At 63.3% G+C, this 19,675-nt stretch carries 17 protein-coding genes; 10 read left to right on the top strand and 7 right to left on the bottom strand.

The features are described 5' to 3' along the window. Positions 1–94: 94 nt before the first annotated feature. A complete protein-coding gene (glcC, locus tag BAC01S_RS16065) occupies positions 95–862 on the bottom strand; it encodes a transcriptional regulator GlcC (RefSeq protein WP_027795691.1) in 768 nt (255 codons plus the stop codon). A gap of 281 nt (positions 863–1,143) precedes the next feature. Here glcC and BAC01S_RS31480 point away from each other — a divergent pair, with 281 nt between their 5' ends. From BAC01S_RS31480 to BAC01S_RS16025, 8 genes are all read left to right on the top strand, one after another. Continuing rightward, complete coding sequence (locus tag BAC01S_RS31480; protein WP_043202475.1) at positions 1,144–1,959, top strand: DeoR/GlpR family DNA-binding transcription regulator; 816 nt, start codon at positions 1,144–1,146, stop codon at positions 1,957–1,959. Positions 1,960–1,980: 21 nt separating this feature from the next. Further along, a complete protein-coding gene (locus BAC01S_RS16055) occupies positions 1,981–2,883 on the top strand; it encodes a substrate-binding domain-containing protein (protein WP_084168609.1) in 903 nt (300 codons plus the stop codon). Next, positions 2,880–4,466 (top strand): sugar ABC transporter ATP-binding protein, encoded by a 1,587-nt coding sequence (locus BAC01S_RS16050; RefSeq protein ID WP_245616599.1) that lies wholly within the window; start codon positions 2,880–2,882, stop codon positions 4,464–4,466. The genes BAC01S_RS16055 and BAC01S_RS16050 overlap by 4 nt, the downstream gene beginning before the upstream one ends. Next, the gene (locus BAC01S_RS16045) at positions 4,463–5,467 is read left to right on the top strand and encodes an ABC transporter permease (protein ID WP_027795688.1); all 1,005 of its coding nucleotides are present in this window, start codon (positions 4,463–4,465) and stop codon (positions 5,465–5,467) included. Before BAC01S_RS16050 ends, BAC01S_RS16045 begins: the two co-directional genes overlap by 4 nt. Further along, positions 5,460–6,446, top strand: coding sequence for a tagatose kinase (locus tag BAC01S_RS16040; protein ID WP_043202473.1), 987 nt, complete (start codon positions 5,460–5,462; stop codon positions 6,444–6,446). Before BAC01S_RS16045 ends, BAC01S_RS16040 begins: the two co-directional genes overlap by 8 nt. Then, positions 6,439–7,722, top strand: a complete 1,284-nt coding sequence (locus tag BAC01S_RS16035) for a D-tagatose-bisphosphate aldolase, class II, non-catalytic subunit (RefSeq protein WP_027795686.1) — start codon at positions 6,439–6,441, stop codon at positions 7,720–7,722. The genes BAC01S_RS16040 and BAC01S_RS16035 overlap by 8 nt, the downstream gene beginning before the upstream one ends. A 229-nt stretch (positions 7,723–7,951) precedes the next feature. After that, a complete protein-coding gene (locus BAC01S_RS16030; protein ID WP_027795685.1) occupies positions 7,952–8,728 on the top strand; it encodes an L-iditol 2-dehydrogenase in 777 nt (258 codons plus the stop codon). 104 nt (positions 8,729–8,832) lie between these two features. Further along, positions 8,833–10,167, top strand: a complete 1,335-nt coding sequence (locus BAC01S_RS16025; RefSeq protein ID WP_043202471.1) for an ABC transporter substrate-binding protein — start codon at positions 8,833–8,835, stop codon at positions 10,165–10,167. Between the two features lie 176 nt (positions 10,168–10,343). On the opposite strand, the gene BAC01S_RS16020 is transcribed toward BAC01S_RS16025, so the two are convergent. Further along, the gene (locus BAC01S_RS16020; protein WP_027795683.1) at positions 10,344–11,648 is read right to left on the bottom strand and encodes an adenylosuccinate synthase; all 1,305 of its coding nucleotides are present in this window, start codon (positions 11,646–11,648) and stop codon (positions 10,344–10,346) included. 145 nt (positions 11,649–11,793) lie between these two features. Between BAC01S_RS16020 and gcvA the strand changes: the two genes are divergently transcribed. Both gcvA and BAC01S_RS16010 read left to right on the top strand, forming a co-directional pair. Next, positions 11,794–12,693, top strand: a complete 900-nt coding sequence (gcvA, locus tag BAC01S_RS16015) for a transcriptional regulator GcvA (RefSeq protein ID WP_027795682.1) — start codon at positions 11,794–11,796, stop codon at positions 12,691–12,693. Between the two features lie 241 nt (positions 12,694–12,934). Then, positions 12,935–14,485 carry an FAD-dependent monooxygenase gene (locus BAC01S_RS16010; protein ID WP_027795681.1) on the top strand — a complete coding sequence of 517 codons (1,551 nt, stop codon included), beginning with the start codon at positions 12,935–12,937 and terminating at the stop codon, positions 14,483–14,485. 121 nt (positions 14,486–14,606) lie between these two features. Here BAC01S_RS16010 and BAC01S_RS16005 read toward each other — a convergent pair whose 3' ends face one another. The 5 genes from BAC01S_RS16005 to BAC01S_RS15985 are packed head-to-tail and all read right to left on the bottom strand — an operon-like array spanning position 14,607 to position 19,673. After that, positions 14,607–15,395: an SDR family NAD(P)-dependent oxidoreductase gene (locus BAC01S_RS16005; RefSeq protein WP_043202467.1), complete on the bottom strand. Its 789-nt coding sequence runs from the start codon at positions 15,393–15,395 to the stop codon at positions 14,607–14,609. A 2-nt stretch (positions 15,396–15,397) separates the two neighbouring features. Further along, on the bottom strand, positions 15,398–16,504 hold the full coding sequence (locus BAC01S_RS31475) for a glycerol dehydrogenase (protein ID WP_043202463.1): 1,107 nt from the start codon (positions 16,502–16,504) through the stop codon (positions 15,398–15,400). Continuing rightward, a complete protein-coding gene (locus BAC01S_RS31470) occupies positions 16,498–17,211 on the bottom strand; it encodes an HAD family hydrolase (protein ID WP_043202460.1) in 714 nt (237 codons plus the stop codon). The genes BAC01S_RS31475 and BAC01S_RS31470 overlap by 7 nt, the downstream gene beginning before the upstream one ends. Next, positions 17,208–18,725 carry a xylulokinase gene (locus BAC01S_RS15990; protein WP_027795679.1) on the bottom strand — a complete coding sequence of 506 codons (1,518 nt, stop codon included), beginning with the start codon at positions 18,723–18,725 and terminating at the stop codon, positions 17,208–17,210. The genes BAC01S_RS31470 and BAC01S_RS15990 overlap by 4 nt, the downstream gene beginning before the upstream one ends. 33 nt (positions 18,726–18,758) lie before the next feature. Beyond that, positions 18,759–19,673, bottom strand: coding sequence for an MBL fold metallo-hydrolase (locus BAC01S_RS15985; protein WP_052408760.1), 915 nt, complete (start codon positions 19,671–19,673; stop codon positions 18,759–18,761). Positions 19,674–19,675: the final 2 nt, after the last annotated feature.

The raw sequence follows: 19,675 nt of genomic DNA, 5'->3' as shown, positions 1-19,675 counted from the left end.
AATTTTATCGTGCCAGGCGTGGCTTCACGTGCAAATCAGCGCCGACGCGGGTGCCCGGCCGGACGCGCACACGTGCCCCCGCTCGCGGTTCGCGTCATGCCCAGCCCTTGAGCCGCAGCGTCGCCCGTACCAGGCGCTGCTCCTCTGCTTCGATTTCTCGCAAACAGGTGATAGTCGTGGCGATATGCGTAGCGGCAGCCTTGTGTGCCTGTTCCGGCTGTTTGCCGATCACGGCCTTGTAGAGGCGGGCATGCTGCCTGTCGATCACGCGTTTCTCCGCCTCGCGATGATAGAGATTGTTGACGGAGGCGAAGACCGAACTCACCAGCAAATCGGTGAGCGAACTCAGCGTGTGCACGAGCACGGGGTTGTGCGATGCCTCGCAGATCGCGAGATGAAAGGCATAGTCGAGCCGCGCGCGCGTCGACTCGCCCGCGTTGTTTTCGTTTGCGGCGAGCATCTCTTCGTAGCGGCGGGCAATCAGCGCGAAATCCGCCTGCGTGCCGCGAAGCGCGGCAAGACGCGCCGATTCGGCTTCGAGCATCTGGCGGACTTCGAAAATGTCGTAAAGGGTTCTCGGCTGCGAGCCGAGGAGATGCATCATCGGCGTGAGCGCGGGTTGCGAGGTAAGCGCCGCGACGAACGATCCGCGCCCATGCGCGGTATCGATGATGCCGCGCGTTCGCAGCACCTTCAGTCCTTCCCGCACGGCGGACCGCGAGGCCCCCAGTTTGACCATCAAACGCCGCTCGGAGGGCAAGGCTTGACCGGGTTTCAGGACGCCGTCGACGATCAGGCTTTCTATGCGTTCGGCGACCACATCCGCGATCTGCAACGCGTATTCCGGCTTGTCTTCCTGCATGGCATGTTTCACTGGTCAGACCACTTTTCGAAGAGACTTTCGCTCGTAGCAATCCTAGCAACTATTGCCGCAACGCGCCGCTTATGACGAGGACTCGGGCGTTGCTCCCGGAAGATCACACATCGCGCTTTTAAAGGGTGTCGTTTCCCACCCGCCCTCGACTGCAGGGAAGACGAAGATAAGTAAAAACCCTATGTTTCGAGGAGCAAATTCACTTTGACGTTCTTTCGAATCGAAACTAAACTCTTTCGAAACAAAAGAGTCATTTTGAGTCTGGAGATATGCAGGCAAACAAGAGTTCCCTGAGGCGGCGGCTGCAAATCGTCGAACTGGTCCGCAAGCGCGGCGAGGTTTCGGTCGAGGAGTTGAGTCAGGCGTTCGACGTCTCGAGCGTCACGATCCGTACTGACCTGACCTACCTGGAGCAGCAGCGCTACCTTCTGCGGTCTTTCGGCAAGGCCCGTTATCTCGCGCAGAAGCCCGGCGAGAACGTCCTCGTTCCGGTCGCGGACGGTGCAACCCGCAAGGCATCGGAAACGGCCATTGCGCGTTTTGCCGCCGAGGCTGTTGGCGATCACGAGTCGCTGATGGTCGGCACCGGCGAAATCGTTCACAAGATTCTGCCATTCCTGGCCGATCGCTCGAACCTCGCGTTGCTGGTTCACGATGTCGGGATGGCCCAGACGGCGCAGCGGTTTCTGCACTGCGAACTGATACTGACCGGCGGCCAACTGGAGCCGGGAGCATCGGCCATGACAGGTCCTGACACGGAAGCTTCGGTGGCCCGCCGGTCCATCGATCTTTGCTTTCTCGAAGCATCGGGCCTCGACCGGAACGGCAACCTGCTTTGTGCCGATCCCGGCGTGGCAAGGGTATTTCAGGCCGCGGCTCAGGCGGCTACACGCACGATCGTCGTTGCGTACCAGCCGCAGTTGAATGAGCGCGAGGGCGAGGTGTTCGCCAAAGTCAGCGAAATCGACACGCTGCTGATTGATGATGGAATTGATCCACCAACGATGGAGCTGATGCCGGGCAACGGCCTGCAGCTCCACAGAAGGGAAAGCGGAATTCTTGAGTTCCGCAAGTCCACGACCTGACCGTAACAGAGGATGAGACAAATGAAGGTGACACCGAACCGTATTGCGGCGGTCTTCGCTACCGCAGGTTGCTTCGTCGGCGCTCCGTTTGCCTGCGCAGAGCAGGTGACGATTGGCGCTTCCCTGCTAACGCAGCAGCATCCGTTCTACGTCGCTCTGGCGGACGCGATGAAGCAGGAAGCGCAGAAGGACAACGCGAAACTCGATCTTTCGATCGCCAACCAGGATCTGAGCAAACAGATTGCCGACGTCCAGGATTTCGTCACACGCAAGGTCAACGTCATCGTGCTATCGCCAGTCGACTCGAAGGGCGTCAAGGCGGCGGTCACGATTGCCGAGAAGGCGGGCATCCCGGTTATTACCGTTGATATTGGCGCAGAGGGCGTGGAGGTAGCCTCGCATATCGCGACGGACAACTATGCCGGCGGACAGATGGCCGGACAGCTGATGTGCAAGGTTCTCGGTGGCAAGGGCAAGGTCGGTGTGATCGACTATCCGACCGTGCAGTCGGTCATCGATCGCGTCAACGGATTCAAGAAGGCACTGGGTGCTTGCCCCGGCGTCGAGGTCGTCGCGGTCCAGCCGGGCATTACCCGGGCCGAAGCATTGACGACGGCGCAGAACATGTTGCAGGCCCACCCGGATCTCGACGGAATCTTTGGATTTGGCGACGACGCAGCCATGGCTGCAGCAGTGGCCGGCAAGTCTGCGGGTAACCATGTCAAGGTGATCGGCTTCGACGGCATGCCGGAAGCACGTGCCGCTGTCGACAAAAATCCCAATTTTGTCGGGGTCATCCGTCAGTACCCCGAAAAAATGGGGGCAATCGCCGTCGATACCGCAGTGAGGGTTGCGGAGAAGCAACCGGTTCCGAAACTGATCCCCGTGGCGCCTGGGGTCTATCTGCACGAAGCCTCGAAATGAGCGCCAGCCCGAACAGCCTGCGCGCCCAGGCATCGGGCGCCATGCCCCGGTTGCATCCCGGAGCCGGTTTTGCCGTAGGCGATGAGACTGCATTGGTCGAATTGCAGTCGATCGCCAAATCGTTCGGTCCCGTCGAGGCCATCAAGAATGTCTCGCTCAAGCTGCGCCGTGGTCGGGTCCATACCCTGCTCGGCGAAAACGGGGCGGGGAAGTCGACATTGATGAAGATTCTTGCGGGCGTTCACGAGCCGACCAAGGGAAAGTTGTTCCTGCGCGGTCAGCACGTCACCTTTTCCTGTCCGTCCGATGCGCAGGCTGCCGGTATCTCCATCATCTATCAGGAGCTTAGCCTCGCAGCGAATCTGAGCGTCGCCGAGAACATCTTCGCCGGCCACGAGCCGCGCAGGCTCGGCATTGTCGATTTCCGGTCGCTCTATCAACGGGCGCAGGATCTGCTCGACGATCTCGGCATCGACATCGACGTGCACACCCCGGTCGCACGCCTGTCGATGGCGCGCAGGCAGCTCGTCGAAATTGCCAAGGGGCTGAGCCGCAACGCCGAACTCGTCATCATGGACGAGCCTACCTCGTCGCTGAGCGACCGGGAGGCAGAAGTGCTGTTCAACATTGTGGGCAAGCTGAAGGCACGGGGCGCTGCCGTCGTCTACATCTCGCATCGGATGGACGAAATCATGCGCATTTCCGACGATATTTCGGTAATGCGCGACGGAGAGTACATCTGCACCCACGACAAGAACGAGACGACGATTGGTGCGCTGATCAACCTGATGGTGGGCAGGGAGATGAGCGACGTCTATCCCCGTCGTGCCACGCCCCTCGATACGGCGCAGCCAGCGCTGCTGGAGGTCAGGAATCTGACGATTGAGGGCAAGTTTCACGATGTCGGCTTTGCCGTCAGACCGGGGGAGATCGTCGGCTTTTTCGGGCTGATCGGCGCCGGTCGTTCCGATGTGATGAGCGCCTTGTTCGGGTTGGGCCGCCCGCAGGGACAAATTGTCATGAATGGCAAGCCGCTGCGGCTGCGTTCGCCGGAAAGCGCGATTTCCGCGGGCATCGCGTTTGTGACCGAGGATCGCAAGCACGAAGGGCTCGTGCTCATGCACTCGATCGCTCATAACGTCACGATGGCCAGCTTCGAGCGAAAGGGATCCCGATTCGGCATCCTTAACAGTCGGTTCGAGGAGCGCGAGACGCGAGACGCCATTGCCCGCATGAAGATCCGGGCTGCCGGACCGCATCAGGCCGTTGGGAACCTGAGCGGGGGAAACCAGCAGAAGGTTGTCTTTTCGAAATGGCTTGCCCTCAAACCGCGCGTTCTGATTCTCGATGAGCCGACACGGGGTGTCGATGTGGGCGCGAAGTTCGAGATCTATCGCGTGATGCGTGAACTCGCCGGCGCCGGCACCGCAATCATTCTGGTTTCCTCGGAGCTGCCGGAGGCGCTGGCGATGAGCGATCGTCTCGTGGTGATGCGTGAGAAGCGCGTCGTGAAGGAATTTGAAACGGCCGGTCTGACGCAGGAAGCCGTCATGTCGTATGCAACAGGAGCGGTACAAGCATGAAACCCACTGAATTCACCGCCGATTCCGGGTCCGGCGAGACTGTTGACCGCGCGAAAAGCGTGACCACACTGTCGAAATGGCTTCGCCAGTACGGCGGAATCGTCTGTGGCCTTGTCCTGCTCTGCGGACTGTTCTCCGTCATGTCGCCGGATTTCCCGACGCTTGGCAATTTGCTGAACATCGTCATGCAGGTGTCCATCATCGCCATCCTCGGTTTTGGCATGACATACGTCCTGCTGCTGGGCGATATCGACTTGTCGGTCGGCGCCGTCATGGCGCTTGTCGGAACGGTAGCGGCGTTTGCGATGCAGCACGGCGTCCATCCCGTACTGGCCGTTGTGCTGGCCATGGCCGCTGGCCTGGTTCTCGGTCTCGTCAACGGAACCCTGACGGCGCTGCTGACGATTCCGTCGTTCATCGTCACGGTGGCGACCATGGGGGTGTTTCGCGGCCTGGCCTACATCACCTCCGGCGGTGTACCCATCTCGATTGACGACGATCGCTTCGCCGCGCTCGGAAATGGGACTATTCTCGGCGTCGCCGTTCCGATCTGGGTGCTGGGCATCCTGCTGGTCGTCAATCATTTTGTCCTGGCCAGAACGGTATTTGGCCGCAAGGCGTATCTCGCAGGAGGGAATCGCGAAGCAGCGCTCTACTCGGGCATCAACGTCAAGCGGCTGAGGGTCGCCATTTTCATGGTCTCCGGGTTGATGGCGAGCATCGGGGGCGTGCTGATGACGTCGCGCCTGTATTCAGCGCAACCCAATGCGGGACTCGGCTATGAACTGGATGCGATTGCCGCCGCCGTGCTCGGCGGTACGAGCCTGAACGGCGGTTACGGGACGATCGCGGGAACCCTTATTGGTGCCCTCATCATCGGTGTCATCAACAACGGCATGAATCTGATGAGTGTCCCGTATTTTTATCAACTGATCGTAAAGGGCGTCGTTATCCTCGTCGCCGTTTGCATCGACGTTCAAACGAAGAAGCGCCATGGCTAACACTGAACTGCATAAGGCCGGAAAAGCCGGCTACATCCTGACGATGGGCGAAATCCTGGTCGAAATCATGGCCACCGAGCGTGGACAGTCGTTCCGCAGACCTGGCACGCTCATCGGCCCATACGCGAGTGGAGCGCCCGCGATCTTCATCGACCAGGTCGCGAAGGTGGGCAGTCCCTCCGCGATGATTGGATGCGTTGGCGATGACGACTTCGGTACGCTCAACGTTGAGCGTCTGCGCGCAGACGGCGTCAACGTCTCGGGTATCTCGGTTATCAAGACCGCAACCACGGGCAGTGCGTTCGTGACCTATCGCGAGGATGGGGATCGCGACTTCATCTACAACATTGCAAACAGTGCTTCCGGGCACCTCGCTGTCGGAAATATTCGGGACGATCTGCTCAAGCAATGCAGTCATTTTCACGTGATGGGCTCGTCGCTGTTCTCGTTCCGTATCATCGAGGCGATGAAGAAGGTCATCGAGGCCGTAAAGGGGCACGGCGGCACGGTGAGCTTCGATCCGAACATCCGCAAGGAGATGCTCCGCATTCCCGAGATGCGGGAGGCACTCGACTTCATCCTGGATTACACGGACGTCTTCCTGCCGAGCGGGCACGAGGTGATGTTGCTCTCCAGCGCAAGCAGCGAGCGTGGTGCAATCGAAGAGATTCTCAAGCGCGGTGTGCGTGAAGTCGTGATCAAGCGCGGAAAAGAGGGATGCAGCTACTACGACGGCACAACCGAACTCAACTTCGCGGCCCTGCCGGTGGAGGAAATCGATCCGACCGGGGCAGGCGATTGTTTCGGTGCTACCTACATTGCCTGCCGCGCCCAGGGGTTCGGCGTCGAGCGGGCACTGACCTATGCCTGCGCCGCCGGCGCGCGGGCGGTGACCTTCCGGGGCCCCATGGAGGGGACGGCCACGCTTGCCGAACTCGACGATTTTATTGCGCAATCCTCGGAGCAACCTCATGGCTAACGTCGTAGCACGGCTCTCCGGGGACGAGGGCGCAGGGAAGCGTCTCAAGGGCATCTATTCGATCTGCTCGGCGCACCCGTGGGTACTGGCTGCTGCGATGAATCAGGCGCTCGCCGACGACACGCCGCTGTTGATCGAGTCGACCTCGAACCAGGTCGACCAGTTCGGCGGCTACACGGGGATGAAGCCCGCCGATTTTGTGCGATTTGTTCACCTCATTGCCGACCGAGCCGGTTTCCCACGCTCGCGCCTGATTCTCGGAGGCGATCACCTCGGTCCCAATGCGTGGCGCGGGTTGCCGGCGGAGGAGGCCATGCACCGGGCAGAGGCGCTCATCGATGCCTATGTCTCGGCGGGCTTTACCAAAATCCATCTCGACACCAGCATGAGCTGCGGTGGTGATCCGGTGCGCCTCCCGGACGCACTGGTTGCGGAGAGAGCGTCGCGTCTGTGCGCCATCGCAGAAGCGGCCGCCCACCGCGAAGGAAAAGACCAGAAGCCGGTCTATATCATCGGCACCGAAGTCCCGGTCCCAGGTGGCGCGGCGGAAACACTGGACACCGTCGAGGTGACGCACGCGGGTGCGGCGCTGGATACGGTCGAGATTCACCGGCAGGCGTGGCGTGACCGCGGGCTCGACGCTGCCTGGCAACGCGTGATTGCGCTCGTGGTCCAGCCGGGCGTCGAGTTCGACCATACGAAAGTGGTCGACTACAAGCCCGAGCTTGCCACGGAGCTTTCCGGGGTTCTCAAGCAGTTGCCCGGCATGGTCTTCGAAGCCCACTCCACCGATTATCAGAAGCCGGAGGCGCTTGCCTCACTGGTGAGGGACGGGTTTGCAATCCTGAAGGTCGGTCCGGGCGTCACCTTTGCGCTGCGCGAAGTGCTTTACGCGCTGGCCGATATCGAGACCGAACTCGTACCCGTAGAAACAAGGTCGAACCTGCGCGAGGTGGTTGAGCAAGTCATGCTGTCCAAACCTGGAAACTGGGAGAAGTACTACCACGGTGACGACCAGCAAAAGCGGCTGTTGAGAACCTACAGCTATAGCGACCGCATCCGGTATTACTGGGCGGACCCGGAGATCGACTCAGCGGCGCAGAAGCTGATCCGCAATCTAACGGACACCGGCATCCCGGAGAACCTGCTCAGCCGCTATTTGCCGGAACAATACTGGCAGTTTCGGCGGGGCCTCATCGACGCGTCGCCGATGAGTCTTGTCCAGAGCAAGGTTCGCGAGGTCATTGGTACCTACGCCGCCGCTTGCCGCGCTTGAGGTGGACCCAGTCCAGATACGTTTGAAAGGTGCGGGGGATCTGGCAAAGCGAAAGATCCTCCCAGCCCTTTTTGAGGCGCATCGGTTGGCGCATTGCTGGCTGGAGGAGGAAAACTAGACGGTCCATCGATGAAATCGTGAGAACCTGAGAGCAGAATAGATAGATATCCTGAATAGATGCCAACAATCAAGCACAGATTCGGAAATTTCCAGATCCAGGAGTTGAGAGATGCAACTGAAAGACAAGGTAGCCATCGTCACGGGTGGAGGTACGGGAATCGGTGGGGCGGTTGTCCGCCGGTATCTGGACGAAGGGGCAAACGTCGCGGTGGTCGACATCAAGCCGCAGTCGGAGCTCGATGTGACCTATGCAGACGGCGACAAAGGCCGTCTCCTGCTTGTTCAGGCCGATGTGACCAAACGCGAGAGCATCGAGCACATCGTGAACTCGACGGTCGAACGCTTCGGCCGTATCGATGTTCTCTATAACAACGCAGCCGTGTTCGACATGCGCCCGCTACTCGACGAATCCTGGGAGATTTTCGACCGGATCTTCGCGGTGAACGTGAAGGGCATGTTCTTCCTGATGCAGCGTGTCGCGAAGCAGATGGTCGAACAGGGTGGTGGTGGCAAGATCATCAATATGGCCTCGCAGGCCGGCCGCCGAGGCGAAGCACTCGTCTCGCACTATTGCGCGAGCAAGGCGGCGGTCATCAGCTATACGCAGTCGGCAGCGCTGGCATTGGCGCCGCATCGCATCAACGTCAACGGCATCGCGCCGGGCGTCATCGATACGCCGATGTGGAAGGACGTAGACGCACTCTTTGCGCGCTACGAAAACCGTCCGATCGGCGAGAAGAAGCGCCTCGTCGGCGAGGCGGTTCCCCTGGGACGCATGGGACGGCCCGATGAGCTGACCGGTGCTGCGGTGTTCCTCGCTTCGGCCGACGCCGATTACATCACGGCCCAGACGCTCAACGTCGACGGCGGCAACTGGATGAGTTAGTCGGTTTTCCAGGTATGCCGTTCCTCGGGCTTCGATATGCCGGATGGAACGGCGATGCAGTGCAGTACTCCATTATCGACAGCAATGAACCAAAGGAGACAGTCATGACCCTGAAAGCTTCGGCATGCCGTGGAGCAACCCGCAAGGCAGTCCTCGCCGGTGTTGCGCTCTGTGCGGCGCAGCTCGCAAATGCTGCGACCGTAACGATCGCTACACTCAATAACCCCGACATGCTGGAGCTCAAGAAGCTCTCGGCCAACTTCGAGAAAGCCAATCCGGATATCAAGCTGAACTGGGTGATCCTCGAAGAGAACGTGCTGCGGCAGCGCGCAACCACGGACATCACGACGAACAGCGGACAGTTCGACGTGGTGGCTATAGGAACGTACGAGGCGCCGCAGTGGGGCAAGCGCGGCTGGCTGACGCCAATGACCAATCTGTCGGCCGACTACGACCTTGACGATGTCGTGAAGACGGGGCGCGATGGTCTCTCGTACAACGGCACGCTGTACGCGTTGCCGTTTTACGTCGAGAGCTCGATGACCTTCTACCGCAAGGATCTGTTTGCGGCGAAGGGGCTGAAGATGCCGGACCAACCCACCTACGACCAGATCAAGGACTTCGCCGACAAGCTGACTGACAAGGCCAATGGCGTGTATGGCATATGCCTGCGCGGCAAGGCGGGCTGGGGCGAGAACATGGCGTACGTCGACACGGTGGTGAATACGTTCGGTGGACGCTGGTTCGATGAGAAGTGGAATGCGCAACTCGCGACGCCCGAATGGAACAAGGCCATCACGTTCTACTCGGATCTGCTGAAACAGGACGGCCCTCCGGGAGCGAGCTCGAACGGCTTCAACGAGAACCTGACGCTGATGGCCTCGGGCAAGTGTGCGATGTGGATCGACGCCACGGTGGCGGCGGGCATGCTGTACAACAAGGCTCAATCGCAGGTCGCGGACAAGATCGGCTTCGCAGCGGCGCCGGTCGCAGTTACGCCGAAGGGTTCGCACTGGCTGTGGGCGTGGTCGTTTGCAATTCCCAAGACCTCCAGGTCCCAGGATGCAGCAAAGAAGTTCGCCGAGTGGGCGACCTCGAAGCAATATATCGAACTGGTAGCGAAGGACGAAGGCTGGGCATCGGTCCCGCCCGGAACCCGCAAGTCCACGTATGCGCGCCCGGAGTACAAACAGGCCGCGCCGTTCGGTGATTTCGTCCTGAAGGCGATCGAAACTGCCGACCCCAACGACTCGACGCTTCAGAAGGTGCCCTATACCGGCGTGCAGTACGTAGGCATTCCGGAGTTCCAGTCGTTCGGAACCGTCGTGGGACAGCAGATTGCCGGCGTTATCGCGGGTCAGATGGATGTGGCCACGGCGCTGAAGGTCGGAAACGCGGCCGCCAACCGGGCGGTACGCGAGGCCGGCTATCAGAAGTAACGCCGGACCTTCTTCGAGTGGGGCCGTCGCACCGGGCGACGGCCCCGAGAAACGCAGGTGACACGATCATGCAGCAAGCCACATTTTCCTCGCAACCGTCATTCGGTACGAACTGAGTCAATGGGCAAGCACGACAGGAAAGCCATCCTGATGGTTCGATATCCTCTGGAGCCCCGTCAAATTTCCACGCCTTCCGCTTCCGCGAATGGCGAGCGCAGGACAATCGCATCATCGCGTTCAGGGCCGGTTGTGATCATCGACACGGGAATGCCGACTTCGTGCTGAATGGCTTCGATCAGCACCGCAGCCTCCCGCGGCAGATCGCTATATGACCGGGCGCCTCGGGTCGAGCTGTACCAACCGTCAAAGCGCCTGAGAACCGGCTGCAGCCGCTGCTGTTCGGCGTTTGTGGATGGCATGTAGTCGATACGCGCCCCGTCGAGCTCGTAGCCCACGCATAGATATATCGACTCAAAGCCATCGAGCACATCGAGCTTGGTCAGTGCCAGCAGATCGATGCCCGCGACTTTGCTGCTCTGACGCAGTTGCACGGTGTCCAGCCAACCGCAGCGACGCGGGCGACCGGTGTTGACCCCGTACTCGCTGCCTCGCTGTCTGAGCACGTCGCCGAGCGTTCCGTTCACCTCCGATGTGAAAGGGCCTTCGCCGACACGCGTTGCATAGACCTTGCTGACGCCCAGCACCCGTCCCAGATGCGACGGGGCGATGCCGACGCCACTGGCCGCGCCAGCGGCGATGGTGCTCGACGACGTCACGTAGGGATAGCTGCCCCAGTCCACGTCCAGCATGACAGCTTGCGAGCCTTCGAATACCACGCGTTTGCCCAACGAATGGGCGTCGTTGATTTGCTCCCAGACACGTCCCATGAACGGCAGGATTCCAGGCGCCATGGCAAGCAGGTCGCTCAGCATCGGGTCTCGCGGGAAAGGCTCCAGGCCCAGACCACGAAACCAGGCGTTATGGTGCGCGAGCAGGACGTCGAGCTTCTGAGCCAGCAGTTCCGGTTCGGCCAGGTCGCAGACGCGCAGGCCCCGGCGCCCGACCTTGTCTTCATAGGCCGGACCCATGCCGCGCAGGGTGGTGCCAATCGGCTTCGCACGCAAGCGTTCCTGGGCGGCATCGATGGCACGATGGACCGGCAGGACAAGCGTGGCCGTCTCGGCGATCTGGAGCACCTCTGGCGTTACGCGGATGCCCATCGCAGCCATACGGTCGATCTCCGCAAGGAGCGCCTCGGGATCGAGCGCGACGCCGTTGCCGATCAGGCCGAGCTTCCCGCGCACGACACCGCTGGGAAGCAGTGCCAGTTTGTAGGTCCGACCCTCGACCACCAGCGTGTGCCCGGCGTTGTGGCCGCCGTTGTAACGGACGACGATGTCCGCCTTCTCAGCAAGCCAATCCACGATTCGGCCTTTTCCCTCATCGCCCCACTGTGCTCCGATCACGACGACATTCGACATCCGGTAGTTTTTCCTGGTGAATTTATCGAACAGATCCGGAACCGGAACTGCTGCTAACGGGTGCAATATAGTGCTCCGGCGCAGCCTCGAAAAGCGATGTAAACTCATCAGTCTTGTCAGAAAAAATCACATAGGAATTTGCGTTATGCCTCGCCGTCTGCCACCGTTGAATGCCCTGCGCGTGTTCGAAGCCGCGGCCAGAGTGGAGAGCTTTTCCGCGGCAGCCGAGGAGCTTTGCGTCACGCACGGGGCCGTGAGCCGGCAAGTGCGGCAACTGGAGGACTGGCTTGGACTCAACCTGTTTGAGCGTCGCGGTCGAAGAGTCGTGCTCACCGCGTCGGGGCGCGCTTACCTGGGCGAGATATCGGCGGCGCTCGACCGTATCGCGCTGGCGACCAGTGAGCAACTTCGGGCCACGCGGCAGCAGATCGTGAGGGTCAATGCGCCGACGACTTTCGCGTTGCGCTGGTTGTTGCCGCAGCTTTCCGGTTTTCAGCTGACCCATCCGGCGGTGGAGGTCCGGCTGACTACTTCGGAGGAGCCGATCGAAAAGCTGGGCGACGAATGCGATGTCGCCATTCGCGGCAGCGAGCAGAAATCAGCGGGATATGCAGTCCATGAATTTTTATCGGAAGTCCGGCTGCCGGTGTGCTCGCCCAAGGTGCTGGAGTCTCACCCGATACACGATGTCCCGGACCTGGCGCACCATACCCTCCTGCACAGCGCGACCTATCCCGGCCTTTGGGCGGAATGGCTTGCAGCGAGCGGCAACCCTGGGCTTGTCGCCCGCAATTCCCGGCAACTGGATCACTTTTATTTGACCCTGCAGGCCGCCATTGATGGGCTTGGCATTGCAATGGGTCCTACTGCGCTTGTCGCGCTCGATGTCGAAGAGGGCCGGCTCGTGTTTCCGTTCGACGGGCCCGCCTTGCCGGCATGGCGCTACTGCAGTTATGTCCGCAAGGCGCGCGTTGAGGATCCCGCGATCAATCTTTTTCTGACGTGGTTGCGCGAACTCGGACAGCGCTTTTCATATAGCGCATAGTGCGGGAATGTCGACATAGCCAATCGTTGCGGCCCGTTTATTCCAATGGTATAAAGCCGTGTCGGAAAAGGCAGACTTGGTCTGGTAAGCCCAAGTCCTTTCGGTAACGAAAGCTCTGGTCTTTGGCCTCGTGCACGAGATCCCCACGACGAACAGCGGACGCGTTCAAGCGTCCAGTCGTTCGTCCGTGTGGTCCCCAGCATGGGAAACGCTCCGGTCGAACATGACACAGGAGTGAACCATGCACAAGAACCCGTCAAACATCTACGGCGTCGTCATTGCCGGAGCCGGCCCCGTCGGCCTTTTTCTCGCCTGCGAACTGCGCCTCTTCAACCTGTCGGTTCTGGTGCTGGAGCGAGCCGAAGATCGACACTCTCCCTTGAAGCGCCTTCCGTTTGGGCTGCGCGGCCTTTCCGTACCTACCCTCGAAGCGTTTTATCGTCGTGGCTTGCTGGACGAAGTCGTCGCGGCGCAGCGTGCGATCGATGCCGCAGGCAAGACCGCAGCAACCGCACATTGGATGCAGCAGCCGCGTCGGCCAGCCGGCCACTTTGCGGGCATTCCGTTCTATCACGACGACATCGACACCTCGAAGTGGCCGTATCGCCTGCCAGGTCCGACCGACACCAGCATGGCAGTCACATTGGAAACGCTCGAAACCATTCTCTCGCGCCGGGCAAGCGCGATGGGCGCCGAGATCCTGCGCGGCTTCGGCGTCGATGATGTTCTCGCTTCAGACGATGGTGTCATCGTTCATGCTGGCGGCGAGACCTTTCGCGCACGTTGGGCGGTGGGTTGCGATGGTGGCCGCAGTACGATGCGCAAGGCAGGTGGGTTCGAATTCCTCGGCTCCGATCCCGAGTTCACGGGTTATTCCGTCCAGGCCGAGTTGGCCGACCCGGATGCGCTGCGTCCTGGCCGGCACTACACATCGACCGGCATGTACACCTTTGCCTCGCCCGGCACGATAGCGATGGTGGATTTTGACGGCGGCGCCTGTCACCGGATGCAGCCGGTCACGCTCGAACATGTGCAGGCCGTATTGCGCCGCGTGTCCGGCGCAGACGTCACCTTGACGGGTCTTCAGCAGGCTTCGACCTGGACGGACCGCGCCTGTCAGGTGAGCGCGTATCGCAGAGGGCGGGTGCTGCTCGCGGGCGATGCCGCACACATCCATTCGCCGCTGGGCGGTCAAGGGCTCAATCTCGGGCTCGGAGACGCGATGAACCTCGGTTGGAAGCTGGCGTCCACGATCCGCGGCGACGCGCCCGCCGACCTGCTCGACAGCTATCAGACAGAGCGATATCCGGTGGGCGCGTGCGTTCTGGACTGGTCGCGCGCGCAAGTCGCGCTCATGCGACCCACACCGGGCACGCGCGCGCTTGCAGCAGTCATCCGCGATCTGATCGGGACCCGCGATGGCGCGACGTACTTCGCCGAGCGCGTGTGGGGCGTGTCGCTCCGCTACGATCTCGGCGGCAGTCACCCTCTGACAGGCCGCAGCGTTCCCGATTTCGAACTCGCCGACGGAACGAAGGTCGGCCACCTTTTGCGCGAAGGTAAGGGCCTCCTCCTGGACTTCGAGCCGGATGCATCGGTTCAGGCGCTTACGAACGGTTGGCGACAGCGGGTGACTTATGTCGCCGGCGGCGCCAACGATCGGCTGGGCTTGCGCGCTGTATTGGTGCGTCCCGATGGGTTTGTCGCATGGGCAAGTGAAACCGCAGTTGACAATGAGGAGATCGCCGAGGCCATTTCGCGATGGTTCGGCAAACCAGGCAATGCGGGCTAATCCGCCTGGGCGTCATTCATCGCATGCCCGGTTGTGCCTTGAGAATCGCCTGGGCGCGGTTCTTGATACGTCCTTGTGCTCATGGCTTTGCTAACGCGCGTATGCAGTTGCTGTGCCTCCATCAGCTCCCGCTCACATACCCCCCATCGACGGGCAACGTGACACCCGTGACGAACGCCGCCGCGGGCGAGGCGAGAAAGACCGCGGCGCCCACGAGATCGTCGGCTTCGCCCCAGCGCTTGAGCGCCGCGCGCGCCGCAATCTTCCCGGCCGACGCGGGCGACTCCCAGAGCGCGCGCGTCATGTCCGTGCGATGGTAGCCCGGCGCAATTGCGTTCACGCGCACGCCGGCGCTGCCGAACGAGTGCGCGAGCGCACGCGTGAGGCCCAGAATGCCGGTCTTGCTCGCGCAATAGGCGGGAACTTCCACGTCCGCGAGATAACTGAGCATCGATGCGATGTTCACGACCACGCCCTTCGAGCGTTCGAGCAGCGGCCGCGCCGCCATCGAAAAGCGCATGGCCGCGGTCAGGTTCACGTCGATGACCTCGCGAAATACCTCGTCGCGGTACTCGTCGAGCGGGCGCGCCACGCCCGCCGCATTGATGAGGATATCCAACGATTCGAGATCGCTGCAAAAGCGATTGATGTCCTCGACGTTGCGCACGTCCACGCGCTCGAAGCGGATGTGAGAGCGCGTGGCGTCGGCGCGCAGCGCTTCGAGCTTGGCGGGCGAGCTGCCCGTGGCGATCACGCGTGCGCCGAGCGAGGCGAAGCCTTCGGCGATCGCGAGGCCGATGCCGCTCGTCGCGCCCGAGACGAGCACGGTCTTGCCGTTGAAGAGGCCGGGCCGGAAGGCGTGGATTTCCTGCTTTTCCACGCAGTCATGTTGCTGGGCGGTTTGCGTCATGGTCAGGCAGCTCCTTGCTGGACGAGTGTGTCGAGGCGCGCGGCATAGCGGTCCATTGCCTTGAGAGCGGCGACGACCATGGCAGGCTCGACGGGATACGGTTCGTTGTGGATGATTTCGCCCGTGCGGCACGCGCGTGCCGCCACGGTTTCGAGCGCGTGGTTGTCGGCGGCATCGACGTTGACCTGCGCGAGGCGCGTCGGCAGGCCGACCGCGCGACAAAAGCGGAACACGCGCCGGCGTTCGTCGTCGGAGACGGTCGAGAGAAACAGCGAGGCGAGCACGCCGATCGCCACTTTTTCGCCGTGCAGCAGGCTGTGCGACGAAGCCAGGTCGGCGAGCCCGTGATGGATCGCGTGCGCTGCCGCCACGCCGCCCGATTCGAAGCCGATGCCCGAGAGCAGCACGGTGGCTTCGAGCGTCGCGTCGAAGTCGGGCGTGACGATCTGCGCGCGGCAGTCTTCGACCGCCTGCGGCGCGTGCGCGAACAGCAGGTCGCGGCACAGCCGCGCGGCTTCGAAGGCGAGCGCCGTGCCGCGTCCGCCGCACAGGTTGCTTGCATGGGCGCGCCGGCACGCTTCGGCCTCGTAGTACGTCGCCAGCGCGTCGCCAATGCCGGCGATGAAAAAGCGTGCGGGCGCGCGCACGATCACGGCGGTGTCGAGCAGCACGAGATCCGGGTTGCGGCGCACGAAGCGGTCGCGCACCACGCGGCCCGCTTCGTCGTAGATCACGGCGAGCGCGCTGCACGGCGCATCCGATGCCGCGATGGTCGGCACGCAGGCGAACGGCAGGCGCAGGTCGTCGGCGGCGGCGCGGCCCGTGTCGATCACCTTGCCGCCGCCGAACGAGACCACCACGTCCGCGCCGCTCACGCGAATCCACTCGGCGGTTTCGGCGACCGAGCGCTCGGTGCAGGCGGCGTCGACTTCACGCACCTGCAATGTGACGCGCTCGGCACGCGCGAGCACCGGTTCGAGCAGCGCAGCGACATTGCGGTCGACGAGGCACGCGGCGCGCGAGCCGAGACGCGCGAGTTCGGCATCGAGTGTGGCGAGCGCGCCTGCGCCCTGGACGTAGCGCGAGGGGAAAATGCTGGTTCTCAACATGGCGTGGTCTGCGACGGGGATTTAGATGCGGGTTCGGAAAAGAGTGCGTCCGGCAACCCGAGCGCGGCGGCAATTTCGTCTGCGCTGCGCACGATTCGTGTGCCCTCGGGGAAGTTCGCGTTGACTCCGGACGCGCCGGCATCGGGCCAGCCGAGCACGCGCATGCCGGCGGCGAGCGCGGCGCGCGCGCCGGTCGGGCTGTCTTCGATGACGATGGCCTCGGAGGGCTCGACGTCGAGCAGATACGCGGCGCGCAGATACGCTTCAGGATCGGGTTTGCCGTGGCGCACGTCATTGGCGCTCACCGAGACGCGCTCCGGCGCCTGCAGTCCGAGCGCGTTCAGATTCGCTTCGAGCAGCATGCGGCCCGCGTTCGAGACGATGGCCTGGCGCAGCCCGGCTGCGTGCGCGGCGCGCCAGAGTTCGAGCGCGCCGGGGCGCGCTTCGAGTTGCGGCGCTTCGGCCACATAACGCGCGGCCCGCAGCGCCGACCAGGTAGGGAAATCCGCTTCGATGCCGAAGCGCTCGCGGCAGATGCGGTACACGTCGAGGCCGGTGCGGCCGAACATCAGCGGATGCAGTTCGTCGCCGGCTTGAACGCAGTAGTGCGCGAGCGCCGCGATCAACGTGTGCATATGCAGCGGTTCGCTGAGCGCGAGCGTGCCGTCCATGTCCCAGAGCACGGCGCGTGGTGACGATGCGCTCATGCCTCGTCTCCGGCGAGTCGGTCGAGGTCGTCGTAGAACTGTTGCGAATGCGTATAGAGGCGCTCGAAGATCGGCATCATGCGGTCGTAAGTGTCGGCGGCGCGCGGGTCGGGCTGCACTTCGCGCGCGAAACGCACGAAGCGGCGCACGGCTTCGCCGAGCGTCGCGAACTGGCCGGTGGCGGTCGCCGCGAGCAGCGCACAACCCATCACGCCGCATTCGACCTCCGCGGGCACGAGCACCGGCGTGCGATACATGCTGGCCTTGATGTCGAGCCACAGCGCGGCCTTCGCGCCGCCGCTCGCCGCCACGAGCCGCTCGATCGCGACGCCCGCGGGCTGGATCATCGCCATATGGCGGCGCACGCCGAAGGCCACGCCTTCCAGTACGGCGCGATGCAGATGCGCGAGACCGTGCCGCGCCGCAATGCCGAAGAACTGCGCGCGCGAGTTCGGCTGCGCGCCGAAGCGCTCGCCGGTGAGGTAGGGCAGGAAGAAAAGTCCTTCGGCTCCCACGGGGGCTTCGGCGGCCTTGCGTGCGACGTCTTCGTACGAGAGCGCATTCTCGTGGAAGGCGCGGCGGGCCCAGCGCATGGCGTCGCCGCCCGAGTCGAGCAGCGTGAAGCGGCCCCACAAGCCCTCGCAGGTCGCGACGTTCGAGACCTCCGGATGCAGCATGGGCGTGTCGGCAATCACCGTGATGATCGACGAGGTGCCCGTGATGTCCGAGGCAAGGCCGGGCTCATGCACGCCCGAACCCAGCACCGAAGCCGGATAATCGGCTGCGCCCACCAGTACGGGCGTGCCTTCGCGCAGACCGGTGGCCTGCGCGGCCGCCTTCGTCACCGCGCCGAGCACTTCGTGCGGCGCGCGGATGGGCGGCAGCTTGCGCACGTCCAGACCGAGCGCGTCGAGCATGACCGGCGACCACGCGCGCGTTTGCGGGTCCATCAGGAAGGTCATCGAGGCGTCGCTCCAGTCGCAGGCGCGCTCGCCGGTCAGCCGGAAGTTCACGTAGTCCTTCGGCATGAATACGGTCGCGGCGCGTTCGTACGCCTCGCGCTCGTGCTGGTGGATCCACTGAAGCTTGAAACCGGGCCACGCAGGCGTGGGCGGATTCGCGGTGCGCGCGAGCCATGCGTGCGCGTCGGCGCCCGTGCCGTGGCGGGCGCGAAAGGCCTCGACCTGCGCGGCGGCGCGCTTGTCGTTCCAGAGCGGTGCGGCCTCGCGCGTGAGCTCACCCCCGGCGTCGATGAGCACGGTGCCGTGCATCTGTCCGCAGGCGCAGATCGTGGCGATGTGCTGCGCCGCGCCCGGCTCGGCTGCGAGCACTTCGCGGATCGCGTGGACGGCGCCTGCCCACCAGTCGAGCGGCCGCTGCTCGGACCAGCCGTAGCGCGGCACGATCTGCTCGTGCTCGCGTGCGGCGAGGCGGCGGATCGTGCCGTTCGCATCGACGAGCGCGGCGCGCACGCTGCCGGTACCCACGTCGATTGCCAGATAGGTTGTCTCCATGTTTGCTTCTCCCATCGTGGGGAGTCCCGAAGTTCAGGCGCTGCCCGCACGGGCGCGCACGCGCCACGCGCATTGGGTGCGCGCGCGGTAGAGCGCCAGCGCGCCGAGCTCCCCGGCGATGCGCGCGTCGATCTCGTCCGGCGCGATCGTGTTGAAGTCGAAGAGGCCATGATGATGCGCGATCATCGCGCGCACGCCCGCGTCCTTCGCGAGCGTCACCGCTTCGTCGAGCGTAAAGTTGCCCGGCACGCCGTGGCCGCCGCGCTCGGCGTCGCGCCCGTTCACGGGCAGCAGCGCCAGATGCGGCGCGAGCGCGGCAACGCGCTCGGCGAGCCCCGCATACGGCACGCAGTCGCCCGAATGATAGAGGCGCACGCCGGCGATTTCGATCACGTAGCCCAGCCAGGGGTGGCGCCCCTGCGCATCGGTGTCGAGCGTCTCGTGCGCCGAGGCGAGCGGCGCGACGCTCAGGTCCGGCGCACCGGCCAGCGGCCTTACGCGCTCGCCCGCATCGACGGCGATCAGGCGCGCGGCATCCACGCCGCAGCGCTTCACCGCTTCGTCGAGCGTGGCCGCGGGCACCACGAAACGCAGTTGCGGAAAACGCCGCGCGAGCGGCTGCAGCGTGTCGGGGTCCATGTGGTCGGTGTGGCGGTGCGTGCAGAACACGAGGTCGACGCGGTCGAAGTCCTCGGGCGCGATCGGCGCGGCCATCATGCGCTCGTGCGGATAATGCGTGCCGCGGTACTTGCGCGCGAGCGAATCGGAGAGATACGGATCGATCAGCAGGCGCAAGCCCGCGCCCTCGATCACGAAACCCGCCTGGCCGAGCCAGTAGAGCGCCACTTCGCCGGCGGCGACCGGCGCATGCGCGCGCGGCGCCGCGAGACGCGCCGCGAGCGGCATCTCGAAGGTTTCGACGTCGATGGAAAGAGGCGCGGCGCTCATGC

It is taken from the genome of Paraburkholderia acidipaludis NBRC 101816 (genome assembly GCF_000684975.1).
Classification (GTDB): domain Bacteria; phylum Pseudomonadota; class Gammaproteobacteria; order Burkholderiales; family Burkholderiaceae; genus Paraburkholderia; species Paraburkholderia acidipaludis.
Note: the sequence above shows the minus strand (reverse complement) of the source record. Positions and strands in the feature narration are given on the sequence as shown.